This window comes from Legionella qingyii (assembly GCF_003184185.1).
Genome location: NZ_QHJG01000021.1, coordinates 137,836 through 151,659, shown reverse-complemented (window position 1 = coordinate 151,659; position 13,824 = coordinate 137,836). Strand labels below are relative to the sequence as shown.

Sequence of the window (13,824 nt, the reverse complement as noted above, 5' to 3'; positions counted from 1 at the left end):
TATTAACCAGGTTGATATAAGCTTTTCAAAGTATCATTATCATGTTGCTGTATCTTATTACTATACAATTGATGGCAATATGAAGCATGACGCGCACTTAAATTTGAACTGTTAAAAAACATTCCGGCATATTTACCGATAGAGCTAAGTGGTGTTTTCCCTGAGTCAGGCGCAGGCACTTTATCACTAATATCAAGAGGAAGCTGAGAGATTTTGTCTATTTTTCTGACTAATCTCGTCAGGTTATTATCCTTTGCCAGTTTGGCTATGGCTGCTAAAGGACTTACAGAAATTTCGCCGCTCTCTATTTCCTCTTGTATTTTTTCCCAGTTTTTTTCTGTTTCCATGAATAAATAAAAGATTGCTGCCATGATATAACCACCTATATCCAGGTTCTTTTCTTTATTCAGATGATTTTCTTCTCTGTATTCCGTTTGGTGAGAGGAAGATTTTAGGCTAGGTAAAAAATCATTTAATCTTAAAAAGTAACGATATAAATACGCAGCTGCCAGAGCATGAAGTGGCGACATTGCATATGAAAAAACTAATTTTGCACCTTCATAAGGAGTATGAGTCAACATATGTTCATTGAGCATTAATTGATTATCAGGTAAATATTTGGGTTTAATCGCTCTCAATGGCTCAGGGGAGCAAGAAGCAGAAAGCTGGGATGATGAGGCTATCGGCGCTGCAAAAGTTACTGCGATATCCATGGTACCATTTGGAAAGGTTGATATATTCAATTCCCTTATATCACTCTGGAATTTCTGTTGCCACTCTGATGGAATAGCGCTGAAAATTTTTGCAAGCACAGCAAGACTTCTTTGCGCGTCGCTAGTGGCTTTCTCTACACTAAGCTGGCATTCTTTTTCTCTGTCCAACAAAGCTAGTTCTTTACTTCTGTATTCCTCTTCCTGCTTTTGCATTTTTAATTTAAGCTCATCTTCCTCTAGCTGTATTTGATTACACAAGGCTATCGCCAACTCACTTTGTTGATGCAATTCGGCGACTCGAAATTTGTCTTCTATTAATTGAATCGTTAAATTCATATTATGAGCTAAAGGTGACTCTGCTTTAGCTGATATAGTCTCTTTTGCTTGCAGAAAGGAAATATCTCTAGTTGATCTCGCCACAATTCTTTTCAGATCGGATACCAGCGTTTGATAATGCCGGCTGAGAGTTGTTTCATCATCTATATTTGAAATGATAGTAGCTAACCAACCTTTGAGCTTTGTTATATCTTGTAGCCCGGTAGAATCCACATTAAAGAATGTGTTCGATGTGGGATTATAATTGGAATATTTTACCAACTCTGAATAAGCGAATGTTAATACATCTTTGATTCGCACTTAAAACTCTCCTAATTATCTTATAAAAAATAAACATATTGCTGAAAGAAGAGCATTATAACGAACCATTTTCATTCTGCAACTCTCTGATGCGGAGTAAATCTTTCTGTAGGCGTTAAGTCATTGGTGCAGGCATGCGCTTTACTCGTTCAGAGCAAACGTGCCGGAAGCAGGACGCTCGCGGCCTTTAACCTATCGCGTTGGCGAGTGAATTCCGGGGACTTGGATGCCCCGGAATTTATAACGAGGTAGCGACACGCTTGACTAAATTAATATCAAACAATTTTATTTCAACTTTTTAACCCAAGTTAGAGTTAGTTACTAGCAACGAGCTCAAAGTGAAATTTAGGACTGTTGATTTTGGAACAAGATCGGGGTTTCGCTCCATCCAGACATTTGAAAAATGTATCTGAATATAATGTAGATGTTGGTTCGTTTATTGTTTAATAATCCAATTGCATCATACTCGATTTTCTATGCCAAATATGTTCGATAGTCGGTAGTGATGTTTATTTTACCCCCCTGATTTGTCCTCCAAAAAAAAAGTCTAAACGATCCATGAATATCGTGGAATCAGTTCATTAAAAAGCAGCTAAGCATTTGTAATCTCTTTGAGTACTGTTTAATTGAAATTCAAATCAACAAAACGAAAAAATTTTAATCTTTTTGGCTATACTTATTAAACGAGAGCAACATCATTTTAGGAATGCGATATGCTAAATAGAATTGATGAATCAAGTAAAAAAGTTATAGCCAAAAAAGACTCACCGGTCGTAGCAATAACTTTTTATTCAAAGCGAACCGATTCAGAGCCAGGATATCACACGGGTATTTTAAGTGAGGGAAATAGGCAAGACGTGGTTCGTTTAAAAGAAGGACTTGAAAATGCTGCAAAAAAAAGGGAAGAAATACCACCTAAGGTTGAAATTACATTGTTTCTTATACCTAATTGGGAAAAGGGAGAAGATTATAATTCACCAAATTATATAGCGGCAAAAGAAAGGATGATCCAAGATGCCAAAAAATTTTATGGAAATGACATCTTGATTAAGGATTTTCTCAGCTGTAACGTCAGTGATGCGGAGCTTAAATTTTTAAGAAATTGTAAGGCTATGGGAAGTGTTGCTGATATTGTTAAAACACGTACGATTATAGACAACCAGGGCAGGCCATGCTTACAGACAGACTCGAATGTCACATGGGCAAATAATAATTTTGATAAACTGTATGAGTTAACTTTTCACTCCAATACGGATGCGTTTAATAGCAGCAGATGCTCTGAAGTTTATGTTTCTGCGCATAATAAATTAGTATTCACCGGTTCTGAGAGTAAGTTACCAGAAATTTTTGCGAAAACTTTAGTTGATTATTGTACTGAATATGATTCTGATCCATGGCATAAAGATGAAAACTGCAATGGGGTATATGATATCGCTTTTTGTGAGGGCATGAGCCAGTATGGTCTTACCTATAGAGTGAGAATAGATGATAAATATAAAAAAGATAAAACTTTTGATTTTTATCCAGCAAATTTAGATGATTCTCGATATAAATTGATGCCACTTGTTATTGCATGCCAACGAGAAAGTTGGCGTGTGGGTATGCCTCCACCGAAACCGGAAGTTCTTGAGTTAACTGGGAAGTTAACTTCAGATGATGGCAAGAGCAAGCCAGCTGTTGAGGCTGAAATTAATGGCGTTAAATATGGATATTATCATTTTAAAAGTTTACTCAGAGTATACACAAACATACCGAGTTGGCATGCGGAAGAAGAAAGATACAAATATGTACACCAAACACAAGATTTTTATAAGATGGCGGAACATGCCCGAAATATATTCGTAAGTAAACAAGATACTCTATTATGTATGGAGATTCTTGCTCGATATTACAATACTGTGAAACAAGAGTACGAGGCAGGACGTTTTCAAACAGGAAAACACACATTGGAAGCATTATCAAGGCTGATTCCCGATACAGACGCGGGTAATCGATTATGTGCCGAATTGTTTGGTTGTATTGTAAAAGACTTGCATGAAAATCCTGTACGTAATGCCTTATTACCGATTGAACTAGAACATAGATATCAGAGAAAATTTAAAGTTGAGGTATCACCTGGTTTTCTGCAAAAAGTAGCTCCTAATTTGACAGGAATGTTTCCGTTTTCATTCTTTCCTTCTCCAAGACCATTTGAACATTTGATGACCAAGGAAACCTTGAAGGTCATTGCACAATCAGTAGATAGTTTACCTAAGAAAGAACGTCAACAGGCATTGGATTTTTTCAAAACGCTATCTCGAGAAAACCTAGAAGGGATCAAGAACGAGTCTAAGACGGCTCAGAATGCTTGGGACGAACAATATGGTATGGTATCTTACAACAGTCCCAAGAAAGGGTTTCAATAGACCCAGGTACAAAGACCATATTAGACTTAATAGCATAGGAGATTAATTCATGCAAACTAAATTTAATTTAATGGATGAAAGTTTGTGCGAGGCTGTTTTAGATGGCGATCTGGAGCAGGTTCAGATAATTTTAAATGAGTATGGTGGAAATGTGAATGCCCAAAATAGATATGGGATGACTCCTGCCTTGCTTGCCGCCAAGCGTAACGATCTAAAAATATTAGAGTATTTAGTGGAAAAAGGAGCCGATTTAAAACTTAGTGATGGTTTAAATCAATCCCCTATGGATTGGGCCGAACATAATAAAAACGAAAAAATGATCGATTTTATAAATGAGCATACTGCTCAGAGTTATTTTAAGCGATGATCTAAATTATAACCCATAATAGGGGGATAAATTAAAAGCCCGCAGGCTTATTGGTTATCAGATAAAAAACAATGATCAGACTAATAAACACTGGCCAACCTGAGCAAAACCAGTATTTAAAATAGCGAAAGAGGCCTCAACGCCTAGAACCGAGATTTAAATATTTTTACTCCTGCCTGAATCTGTGCATCAAAGTAATACCCATGATGTGAACCATATGACCTCATTGCAGCTCTCCTTGTGGGAGCTCCCTTTGGGGAAGGGAGACTGGATTTCGAATAAAGCCCTAGGGTAAGTAAAAAAGCTAATTATTTTAAGGCCGGAATTACGAGGCACTGTTTTGGGCCTTCAATGAGAAAATCCGAAGACGATGATTATCGGGATCAAGTGCGACAAAAGTATAGCCAAAATCCATCATCGTAAGTGGTTGGGCAATCTGAATTCCCTCTTGCTGCCAGAGTGCGTGAAGTTCGTCAACTATATGGTTATCATGCACTTGTAGTGAAAGCTCATTACCACCACCAAGTACTCTTACGGGTGGCTCAACAGAGTGCTTTGACCATAAGCCCAAACGTACGCCTGATTTTAATAAGAACATGACAAAATTAGGTGACGATGCAATAGGTTGATTCTTGAATAAACGCTCGTAAAAAGGCGCACTAACCTGAGGATTATCAACATAAAAAATTATTAAATTTGGATCAAGGTTCATAAAAAACTCTCCTAAATTGAACGGAGATTTGAGTTTAAATGATAGCGTTGACAGTTTCTGTCAGTAGTGATTAGTCCTGAAGTTTTCCCTCTTCTGTCTTTAATATGAATGGGGGAGCGGCATGTTTACTTATGATAAGCAACTCATTAGTATGAAAATAAATTATCAGCAGAACCTACTATAATAACAATTTATTCTGTGGAAGAATTTTTATGCCAAATAAAATTCATGTACCCAACATAGTTATTGTCGGCGGTGGTGCAGGAGGAATGGAGCTGGCTGCACTGTTTGGAAATAAATATGGGAAAGGAGGTAAAGCAGCCATTACTTTGGTGGATTGTTCCCCGACCCATATTTGGAAACCCTTATTACATGAGGTGGCTGCAGGTAGCTTGTTTACCAATGAAAATGAAATTGACTATCTTGCTTATGCAGCGACACATCATTTTCATTTTGTTTTAGGAGCTCTTGAAGGTTTAAATCGAAGTAAAAAAGAAATTTATTTGTCCCCATTTTTCAGTCATGAACAAGAGGTTCTGCCAAAACGAGCTGTTTCATACGATATTTTAATTATTGCGGTGGGAAGTGTCGCTAATGATTTCAGTATCCCTGGGGTACGTGAACATTGTTTGTTTTTAGATAACATACAGCAAGCGACCTATTTTCATCGCGAATTATTAAACCGTTTTATGCGTCTTTCCCAGCAACCACAGCAAGGTCAATTTAATCTCGTAGTGGTGGGAGGTGGCGCAACGGGGATTGAATTAATCGCAGAATTAAATAACACAATTCATGAAATTATAAATTATGGTATTGGTATTCAACCTGAAATCATTTCGTTTACCCTAATTGAAGCAGCAAGCCGATTATTGACCGCGCTTCCAGAAGAATTATCTGAAAAAGTATCTGCGGAATTAACTCGCATGGGGGTAACAATCTGTGTCAATGAACAAGTTGATAAAGTCACAGAACGTGGTTTACATACAAAATCGACACAATTTATTCCTGCCGATCTTGTTGTCTGGACTGCTGGCATTAAAGCCCCAGATTTTTTGAGGCAGCTGGATGGTTTGGAGGTGAATCACACCAATCAATTGTTAGTGAAGCAAACCTTACAAACAACCCTGGATGATTCTATTTTTGCTCTAGGTGATTGTGCGAGTTGCCCACAAACCAACTCGGATAAAACGGTTCCGCCACGTGCACAAGCAGCACACCAACAAGCAAGTTTTTTATATAAAAATTTGGATAAATATTTGGAGGGTAAGCCTTTACCTGTATATCATTATCATGATCATGGTTCTTTAGTTACTTTAAGTCATCATGTGATTGGTAATTTAATGGGTAAAATTACTAAACGATTCATGATAGAAGGTAAGTTGGCACGCTTATTCTATTTATCTTTATATAAACAACACCAAATGGCATTATATGGCGGGTGGCGAGTTTTTTTGCTTTCTCTGTCGAATGTGTTAAGTCGCAGAGTAAAACCTCGGCTTAAATTGCACTAGCTATACCGAAGAAACTCCAAAATGCAAGGTTTGAGGAGTCTCTTGGATATATATTCAAAAATAATAACGCAGGAAGCACAATGTGGGACCAGAATAAAAAAGAATATTTAAAGCGCCTGTCCAAAATAAAATCTTTTCTTAAAAACAACAAATTTGTTGAGGCATCTGACCTAGTTGCCGTGCTTTCGCTGCTCATTCACTCAGGTGACCGAGTTTGCATCGAAGGAGATAACCAAAAGCAAGCCAATTTTTTGGCTGCAGCATTGACTCAGTTAAATCCTGGCAGGGTAAATCATTTACATATGATCCAATCCGCTATTGCCTTGTCCGAACATCTCGATATTTTTGAAAAAGGAATAGCGAACCGGATTGATTTTGCCTATTCAGGCCCACAATCAATTCGTCTTGCAGATATGGTAAAAAATAAAAAAATCGAGATAGGAAATATCCATACTTATAATGAATTATTTGGACGATTGGTTGCTGATTTGACGCCAAATGTTTGTTTGTTGATGGCGGATAAGGCAGATAAACAAGGTAATTTGTTTACCGGAGCCAATACCGAAGAAACGCCAGCAATTATCGAGGCGACTAACTTTAAAAATGGCATAGTTATTGTACAAGTCAATGAAGTGGTAGAGCAGTTACCGCGAGTTGATATTCCTGGAGATTGGGTTGATGTCATTGTTCAAGGTCCAGATACATCTTATATTGAACCACTGTTTACCCGGGATCCCGCACACATAGATGAAGTGAAAATATTAATGGCCATGATGGTGATTAAAGGGATCTACGCACCTTATCAAGTGAATAGATTAAATCATGGCGTGGGTTTTAATACATGTGCCATTGAATTACTTTTGCCGACCTATGCAGCATCATTAGGGTTAAAGGGAAAAATATGCCAGCATTGGGTTGTTAATCCTTTACCTACCTTAATACCTGCTATCGAAGCTGGATTTGTGAAAACAATTTATCCATTTGGGGGCGAAGTGGGTATGAATCGCTATGCAGCTGCTCGTCCAGATATCTTTTTTACTGGTAAAGAAGGATGCTTGCGCTCAAATCGGATGTTAGGCCAGTTGGCTGGGCATTATGCGTGTGATGTGTTTATCGGAGCAACATTGCAGATGGATCTTGAAGGAAATAGTTCTACAGCAGTTGAGGGGCGTATCGCAGGTTTTGGTGGGGCTCCCAATATGGGTTGTGATGCTCCGGGTCGACGTCATTCTTCATATGCTTGGTTAAAAGCAGGACAAGAACGCAGTGACGCCCTGGCGACAAAAATGCCGCGAGGAAGAAAATTGGTGATTCAAATGGTAGAAACATTCCAGAGTTCAACACAACCTACATTTGTGGAGCATCTGGATGCCTGGGCTTTGCAAAAATCGATGAATGCTGATTTACCCGCAGTGATGATTTATGGAGACGATGTAAGTCATGTAGTGACTGAAGAGGGTATTGCAAATCTTTTGATGTGCCGTAATCTTGAAGAGCGTGAGCAAGCGATTCGTGGCATCGCAGGATATACTGAGGTTGGAATAATGCGTGATAGGAGAAAGGTTGATGAATTGCGTCAGCGAGGAGTGATTAAACGTCCTGAAGATTTAGGAATTAAAATTTCCGATGCAACTCGAGATTTATTGGCAGCCAAGTCAATTCGTGATCTTGTTGATTGTTCACAGGGTCTATATGAACCGCCTGTAAAATTTAGAAATTGGTAGGACAAAAAATATGGAAATGATGGAGTTTCGCTTTACACTTTCTGGAGAACGTTTGCGAGGCAAAAAAACGGTTTGTGGGGTTGTTGGCTCTGGAAATCTAGAAGTCATTATTGAGGAAAATACCAATTCTGAAACGATTTTCACGATCCAGACTGCAATTGAACATTATAAACCAGTTTGGAAAATGGTAATTGGGGATTTTGTGAGTCAACATCAACCCGTTGGTTTGCAATTTACACTCAATGATAATGGAGCAACACCTGCTGTTGTTTTATTACGTTTAAGTCAGGCATTGGACGAGTTTCAGGGTAATTGCAAAATAGGTACTAATTATGAAGAGCTTGATGCACGTGAACGAATCCAGGTTGTTTTTGATGAGGATTCGTTTATGGAGTGGCTTGCTGATGAAAAGCAGTACAGTCCTTATTTAGCTGCATTAAATTTGCCAGGTGAAGCAGATGACGGCATTGTTATCGGATCTGCATTGTTACAAAAGAATAAAGTACTTGTTGCTGCCCAGCAAAAAGATTTCATGGGTGGTGCCGTCGGTGAAATTCATGGAGCAAAACTTACTGGCTTATTTAAAGCAGCAATTAAAACCCAGGCTAAAGCAGTTATTCTTCTTATTGATAGTGGCGGTGTGCGTTTGCATGAAGCAAATGCGGGAGAAATAGCAATTTCAGAAATAATTCGCGCTATTTTTGACGCACGTCATCAAGGGGTAACCACTATAGGTGTCGTTTGTGGTAAAAATGGTGCTTTTGGTGGTATGGGAATTATTTCGGCTTGTTTGGATTATCTTGTAATTAATGAAGTAGGGCGTATTGGAGTATCGGGTCCTGAGGTGATTCAAGCGGTAGCGGGAATTCAAGCGTTTAATTCACAGGATAGAGCTTTGGTATGGCGTGTATATGGAGGTAAAACACGCTATTTACAGGATGTTGCTCAAAGCTATGTGGGTTCTGATGTTGCAGCAATACGCACTAAACTGATTGCTGCTCTTAATCAGCGCGTTCCATTGGATCTCTATTCCATAAAACACAAGCATGCTTTGTTAAAAAAACGTTTTCAGGAAACTGATGGATATCAAGAAGAGGGAACTTATCTTAATAAAGTTGCCCCAAAGTATGCTGCAACTCTTTTTGGTATGAGTGAACAGGAATTTTTAAACGCAGCAAAAAATATAAAAAAAGAATCGTAATCGATTGTAGTCTGCGCTGCGATAATACAGAAGGAATAAGAAATGGTTGCATTAAAGGCTCTTCTCAAGCAGATTTTTTCTCAAGATGTTACGCTACAGGAACATCAATCGGTTATTTCTGGACAAGCAAAGCTGAATAATCAACCGATCCATCTTCTTGGAGTAAAGGAATCAACATTCCTGGGTGTAGAGCAAGCACTGATTATGGCTCAGCACATCATCGATATTCTTGAGAGTCAATCAAAGGATCCAGTTCTGCTTTTAGTCGATGTTGCGGGGCAAAAGTTAACAATGCGTGACGAATGGTTGGGGATGCACCAATATTTTGGCCATTTGCTTGAATGTTTGGAGTGTTTACGCCAACAAGGAAATGCTTTGATATCGCTTGTGTATAATCAAGCCTTAGGAGGCGCGTTTATTGCCTATGGCTTAATGGCAGATACTATCTTAGCTTTGCCTGATGCAGCTTTGGCTGTGATGTGGCTGGAAGGCATCGCAAAGGTGACCAAAATAGAATTGAGCACACTCCAGGAGCTTAGCAAGACATTTCCAGTTTTTGCACCTGGTGTGCAAAATTTTTATGAACTTGGAGGTTTGCATGAGATTGTAAGTCCATCTGAACTTGCTGAAAAAATTGCATTGGCAATTCGAAAAAATAATACTAAAGATGAGCGAGCACTCCTGGGGAGCGAACGTGATGGCAGAAAGCTTGCTTACACGATTATCAATAAAGTAGCCAATCATTTATGAGTCCACAACGACATCATTTAATTTATCTCCAATCTGATGCTGATTTTGCTATTGCTTCATTACATGAAGACAAACAAATGATTGAAGAACAGGTAACACTTTGGCTTGCAAAAGGCTTGCCTTGTATTTATGCCAAACAATTAGTTTCTCAAGAAACAATAAGTCTTGGATTAACCCTTCTGTTTTCCAATAAAAAACACCGAGTTGGTATCCGAGTTGCGCCATCATTAGTACAAAAACAAAAGCCACTTCCTCAACTCATCGAGATGCAGGATTTTTTTTCCCGTTATTATGGAGTAAAGGAGTTAAATCATCTTCTTGAATTGTATTTGATTTCGGATATCGCGGTGTATGGCTCATTTTTATTTCACTATTTATCAGGAGACTCATTTGTTGAGTCCGATTCAGATGTTGATTTACTCCTCAATTACCAAGGATATTCTTTGATTATTCTCCGTGAATTCGTTGACGCATTAACAAAAAAATTCAATCGAACGATTGATGGCGAAGTGCGCTTTCCTGGTTTTGGCGATATTCCTCTCAAAGAGCTACTCAATTTAGCTGCAAAAAAACTGTTATGTAAGAGTCAGGACAAGGTTACATTATTATCAAGAGTGGAACTTTATGAACATTATCCGCTGTTGTGAAAGAGCGCTTGCCAAAATGGCGGTTAGAGCGCTTTATTTTGAAGTCAAAGCGTATCCTAAACCAGGTTTGGTCAGTTTTGTGGATGCTGGTGCACATCATGATATGAATGGTGAAACATTTTATCGTAGCCTATTTACCTTGCGTCATTATTTTTATCAAATTACAAAAATGGGATTAATTCATGACTCTTTTGAAGAATTAAAACAAGTAGCTATTGAGGCGGAACGGCGGATGTTTGAAAAAACCAGGGGAATAAACACGCATCGTGGTGCTATTTTTGCCTTGGGTATAATCTGTATTTCAGTGATGAGGTTGGCCCAGGAAAAAAGACAATTCACTCCTATGGATGTTCATCGGCAAATATTGACAGATTGGCCGAAATATTTGGCAAACCATCTTGAAAATCCAGAAAGCCACGGTGCATTAGTACGTCGAAAATATAAGGTTATTGATGCCAAGCAAATGGCGATGCAGGGTTATCAACTGATTTTTCAATTACTTCCTGCCTTTATTTCACTTTTTATTGAGACTAAATCACTGGATACAGTTTGTTTATTTGCTTATTTAGAGCTTTTACTGCGTATGGATGATACCAATATTCTTCATAGGAAGGGGAAGTCAGGTTTAGATTATGCAAAATGTAAAGCAGCCGAATTATTAGCAATTCGATGTGTGCAAACTCGCCAAACAAAGGCATTGGAATTACATCAACATTTTTCTGAGTTAGGAATTAGTCCAGGGGGCGTAGCTGATTTAATCAGTGTTTTATTATTTTTGGGGCAATTGTTTTGTAAACAACTATTTAACTACTCTGATTTTAAAAAATTTTAAAAAATACAACTATACTATAAGCAGTAGGTAGCTCGTTGCCAGGATATCATTTTAAATAGGGAGAAAGTATATGGAACCTAGTAATAGTTTATCTCAAGCAGAAATTATACCCATCCTTTCTCGAGCAACCATTTTTACAGGTATTGGCCTGATTGAGCAAAAAATGCTTGCTGATAAATGTGTTATAGCGAACTATAGACCCGAAGAGATTGTCATAGAACAAGGCGAAATAGGGGATAAGCTATATATTATTATTCGAGGTACTGTTCAGGTTTCTATAAAAACCCAATCTATGGGGTGGAAACGCATTAATACTTTGGGTCCAGGCGATGTGTTCGGGGAAATTGCCATTTTACGTAATATTCGGAGAACGGCGCGTATTAGTACCATAACTGCGTGCCAGTTTCTTACGATTACCGCAAGGGATTTTTTGGCAGTTTATCAATATTTTCCTCCGCGCGCGCGCGACAATATTCAGTTAGTTGTTGCCAAGCGATTACAAGAAAGTGGAGCTCATGTGCGTTTATAACAAGTCATAGTTTGTATTTGATGTTTTTCGCGCCAATTTATTTTTTGTGTGCAGCAATGGATCTCTGCAATTGCAATTAAAAAACAAAGAGTGGCCACGCAACGCACAAGATATGGATTGAAAATCAATTGCGATTTCCGGAAATAAAATGGAAGCGAATTTTATTAATATTATTTTGGGGTTTATAGAAGGATTTTGTTTAATTATTTCTCCTTGTATTTTACCTATTCTACCTATTTTTTTGGCAGGTTCACTCTCAGGATCCAAGAAACGACCAATGGGAATTATTGTTGGTTTTACTTTGTTTTTTTCATTATTCGTATTCTTTTCTCATCAATTAGTGCGTTATTTAAATGTTGATTTTAACTTAGTTCGAGGGTTCGGTTATGCCATTTTGCTTCTTTTAGGCCTCGTCATGATCTCAAATTATTTAACAGAACAATTTGGCAAAATAACACAAGGATTTACCCGAATAGGTAACTTTTTTTCTTCTGCCAATAAGAATGAAGGAGGTTTTTGGAATGGGCTTTTTTTGGGGGGAGTCATTGCAATTATTTGGACTCCCTGTGCAGGGCCGATACTGGCTGCGATTATTGTGCAAACAGCATTACAGAAAACAACAATAATTAGTTTCTTCTCTTTGATGGCATTTGCCCTTGGAGCAGCAATTCCTATGTTAATTATTTCCCTATATGGAAAAAAACTAATAAATACATTCACCTTTTTTAAAACGCGAGCCACTATTTTTCGTAAGTTTTTAGGAGGCGTAATTATTGCGAGTGTGATTTATATGATTTACTTTGAAGGAGAGGTGGTTTCATCTTCAGTGACTCCTCAAACAGGAATTAAAACTTCAAATTCACTCATCAATGGTTTATGGTTTACTTATCCAGCGCCACCAATACAAGGTATCGATGCCTGGATTAATTCGCCTGCTTTAGGTTTGGTCGATTTGCATGGAAAAGTAGTTTTAATCGATTTCTGGACTTATTCATGCATCAATTGTTTGCGCACCATACCTTACATCAAAGATTGGTATCATCGTTATCATGATAAAGGTTTGGTTATTATTGGCATCCACACACCGGAGTTTGATTTTGAAAAAAAATTAGATAATGTCAAAGCTGCGGTGGAGCGATATGGAATTGTGTATCCTGTAGCACTCGATAATCAATTTGTAACCTGGAGAAATTATCAAAATCATTACTGGCCTGCTCATTATTTAATTAACAAAAAGGGCTATGTGGTTTACAGGCATTTTGGGGAAGGTGAATATGATGTTATGGAGAATAACATTCGCTTTTTATTGGGGATCAAGGACTTAAGCACCTTAAAATCTTTAAAGGAAATTTCATTCAACCTCTCCCAAACACCAGAAACTTATTTGGGGTATGCAAAAGCTGACTCTGATTACAGTCCGGAGCTCATAAAAGACAAAACCACCCAATATCATTTTTCCGATAAATTACCGTCTAATGCATGGAGTTTGAATGGATTATGGCAGGTCAATGCAGAGAACATTGTATCGGCAGAAGCAAATGCTGGTCTAAAAATACACTTTATGGCACGCAAAGTTTATGCTGTTATGGGAAATAATACAGCAAACCCCATTACGGTTAAGGTAATCTTAACGGATTCCATATCAGGAAAAAAATTACAAGAACGTATGCTGGTAGTTGATAAATACTCCATTTACGAGTTACTTTCGCAAAAAAGATTCACCGATGGATATTTACAAATTATTACTCATGATCCTGGTTTTAAAGTATACACTTTTACCTTTGGAAGTTGATGTTT

12 protein-coding genes are annotated in these 13,824 nt (G+C 38.0%); 10 read left to right on the top strand and 2 right to left on the bottom strand.

What is annotated here, in order from left to right; translation table 11 throughout:
- Positions 1 to 2: 2 nt before the first annotated feature.
- Positions 3 to 1,349: a hypothetical protein gene (locus DGG96_RS13475; protein WP_110143174.1), complete on the bottom strand. Its 1,347-nt coding sequence runs from the start codon at positions 1,347 to 1,349 to the stop codon at positions 3 to 5.
- Positions 1,350 to 2,062: 713 nt separating this feature from the next.
- Here DGG96_RS13475 and DGG96_RS13470 point away from each other — a divergent pair.
- Positions 2,063 to 3,754, top strand: coding sequence for a hypothetical protein (locus DGG96_RS13470; RefSeq protein ID WP_110143173.1), 1,692 nt, complete (start codon positions 2,063 to 2,065; stop codon positions 3,752 to 3,754).
- A gap of 49 nt (positions 3,755 to 3,803) precedes the next feature.
- Complete coding sequence (locus tag DGG96_RS13465; RefSeq protein ID WP_110143172.1) at positions 3,804 to 4,121, top strand: ankyrin repeat domain-containing protein; 318 nt, start codon at positions 3,804 to 3,806, stop codon at positions 4,119 to 4,121.
- Between the two features lie 325 nt (positions 4,122 to 4,446).
- On the opposite strand, the gene DGG96_RS13455 is transcribed toward DGG96_RS13465, so the two are convergent.
- A complete protein-coding gene (locus tag DGG96_RS13455) occupies positions 4,447 to 4,833 on the bottom strand; it encodes a VOC family protein (RefSeq protein ID WP_110143171.1) in 387 nt (128 codons plus the stop codon).
- Positions 4,834 to 5,045: 212 nt separating this feature from the next.
- Here DGG96_RS13455 and DGG96_RS13450 point away from each other — a divergent pair, with 212 nt between their 5' ends.
- The 8 genes from DGG96_RS13450 to DGG96_RS13415 all read left to right on the top strand — a co-directional run bounded on the left by DGG96_RS13450 (position 5,046) and on the right by DGG96_RS13415 (position 13,819).
- Complete coding sequence (locus DGG96_RS13450; RefSeq protein ID WP_110143170.1) at positions 5,046 to 6,344, top strand: NAD(P)/FAD-dependent oxidoreductase; 1,299 nt, start codon at positions 5,046 to 5,048, stop codon at positions 6,342 to 6,344.
- 80 nt (positions 6,345 to 6,424) lie between these two features.
- Positions 6,425 to 8,068 carry a malonate decarboxylase subunit alpha gene (mdcA, locus tag DGG96_RS13445; protein ID WP_110143169.1) on the top strand — a complete coding sequence of 548 codons (1,644 nt, stop codon included), beginning with the start codon at positions 6,425 to 6,427 and terminating at the stop codon, positions 8,066 to 8,068.
- 10 nt (positions 8,069 to 8,078) lie between these two features.
- Entirely contained in the window at positions 8,079 to 9,269 is a 1,191-nt protein-coding gene (locus tag DGG96_RS13440) for a biotin-independent malonate decarboxylase subunit beta (protein WP_110143168.1), read from the top strand.
- A gap of 42 nt (positions 9,270 to 9,311) precedes the next feature.
- Positions 9,312 to 10,019 carry a biotin-independent malonate decarboxylase subunit gamma gene (locus DGG96_RS13435; RefSeq protein WP_110143167.1) on the top strand — a complete coding sequence of 236 codons (708 nt, stop codon included), beginning with the start codon at positions 9,312 to 9,314 and terminating at the stop codon, positions 10,017 to 10,019.
- Positions 10,016 to 10,666, top strand: a complete 651-nt coding sequence (locus tag DGG96_RS13430; RefSeq protein ID WP_110143166.1) for a phosphoribosyl-dephospho-CoA transferase MdcG domain-containing protein — start codon at positions 10,016 to 10,018, stop codon at positions 10,664 to 10,666. The genes DGG96_RS13435 and DGG96_RS13430 overlap by 4 nt, the downstream gene beginning before the upstream one ends.
- Complete coding sequence (locus tag DGG96_RS13425; RefSeq protein ID WP_110143165.1) at positions 10,644 to 11,498, top strand: triphosphoribosyl-dephospho-CoA synthase MdcB; 855 nt, start codon at positions 10,644 to 10,646, stop codon at positions 11,496 to 11,498. Before DGG96_RS13430 ends, DGG96_RS13425 begins: the two co-directional genes overlap by 23 nt.
- Before the next feature lie 70 nt (positions 11,499 to 11,568).
- Complete coding sequence (locus DGG96_RS13420) at positions 11,569 to 12,027, top strand: cyclic nucleotide-binding domain-containing protein (RefSeq protein WP_110143164.1); 459 nt, start codon at positions 11,569 to 11,571, stop codon at positions 12,025 to 12,027.
- Between the two features lie 148 nt (positions 12,028 to 12,175).
- Complete coding sequence (locus tag DGG96_RS13415; RefSeq protein WP_110143163.1) at positions 12,176 to 13,819, top strand: cytochrome c biogenesis protein DipZ; 1,644 nt, start codon at positions 12,176 to 12,178, stop codon at positions 13,817 to 13,819.
- Positions 13,820 to 13,824: the final 5 nt, after the last annotated feature.

Bases quoted from the DNA above. Each gene is read 5' to 3' on its own strand.
- DGG96_RS13465 (WP_110143172.1), top strand. From the start codon at position 3,804: ATGCAAACTAAATTTAATTTAATGGATGAAAGTTTGTGCGAGGCTGTT.
- DGG96_RS13440 (WP_110143168.1), top strand. From the start codon at position 8,079: ATGGAAATGATGGAGTTTCGCTTTACACTTTCTGGAGAACGTTTGCGA.
- DGG96_RS13415 (WP_110143163.1), top strand. From the start codon at position 12,176: ATGGAAGCGAATTTTATTAATATTATTTTGGGGTTTATAGAAGGATTT.
- DGG96_RS13425 (WP_110143165.1), top strand. From the start codon at position 10,644: ATGAACATTATCCGCTGTTGTGAAAGAGCGCTTGCCAAAATGGCGGTT.
- DGG96_RS13435 (WP_110143167.1), top strand. From the start codon at position 9,312: ATGGTTGCATTAAAGGCTCTTCTCAAGCAGATTTTTTCTCAAGATGTT.
- DGG96_RS13470 (WP_110143173.1), top strand. From the start codon at position 2,063: ATGCTAAATAGAATTGATGAATCAAGTAAAAAAGTTATAGCCAAAAAA.
- DGG96_RS13430 (WP_110143166.1), top strand. From the start codon at position 10,016: ATGAGTCCACAACGACATCATTTAATTTATCTCCAATCTGATGCTGAT.
- DGG96_RS13450 (WP_110143170.1), top strand. From the start codon at position 5,046: ATGCCAAATAAAATTCATGTACCCAACATAGTTATTGTCGGCGGTGGT.
- DGG96_RS13455 (WP_110143171.1), bottom strand. From the start codon at position 4,833: ATGAACCTTGATCCAAATTTAATAATTTTTTATGTTGATAATCCTCAG.
- mdcA (WP_110143169.1), top strand. From the start codon at position 6,425: ATGTGGGACCAGAATAAAAAAGAATATTTAAAGCGCCTGTCCAAAATA.
- DGG96_RS13420 (WP_110143164.1), top strand. From the start codon at position 11,569: ATGGAACCTAGTAATAGTTTATCTCAAGCAGAAATTATACCCATCCTT.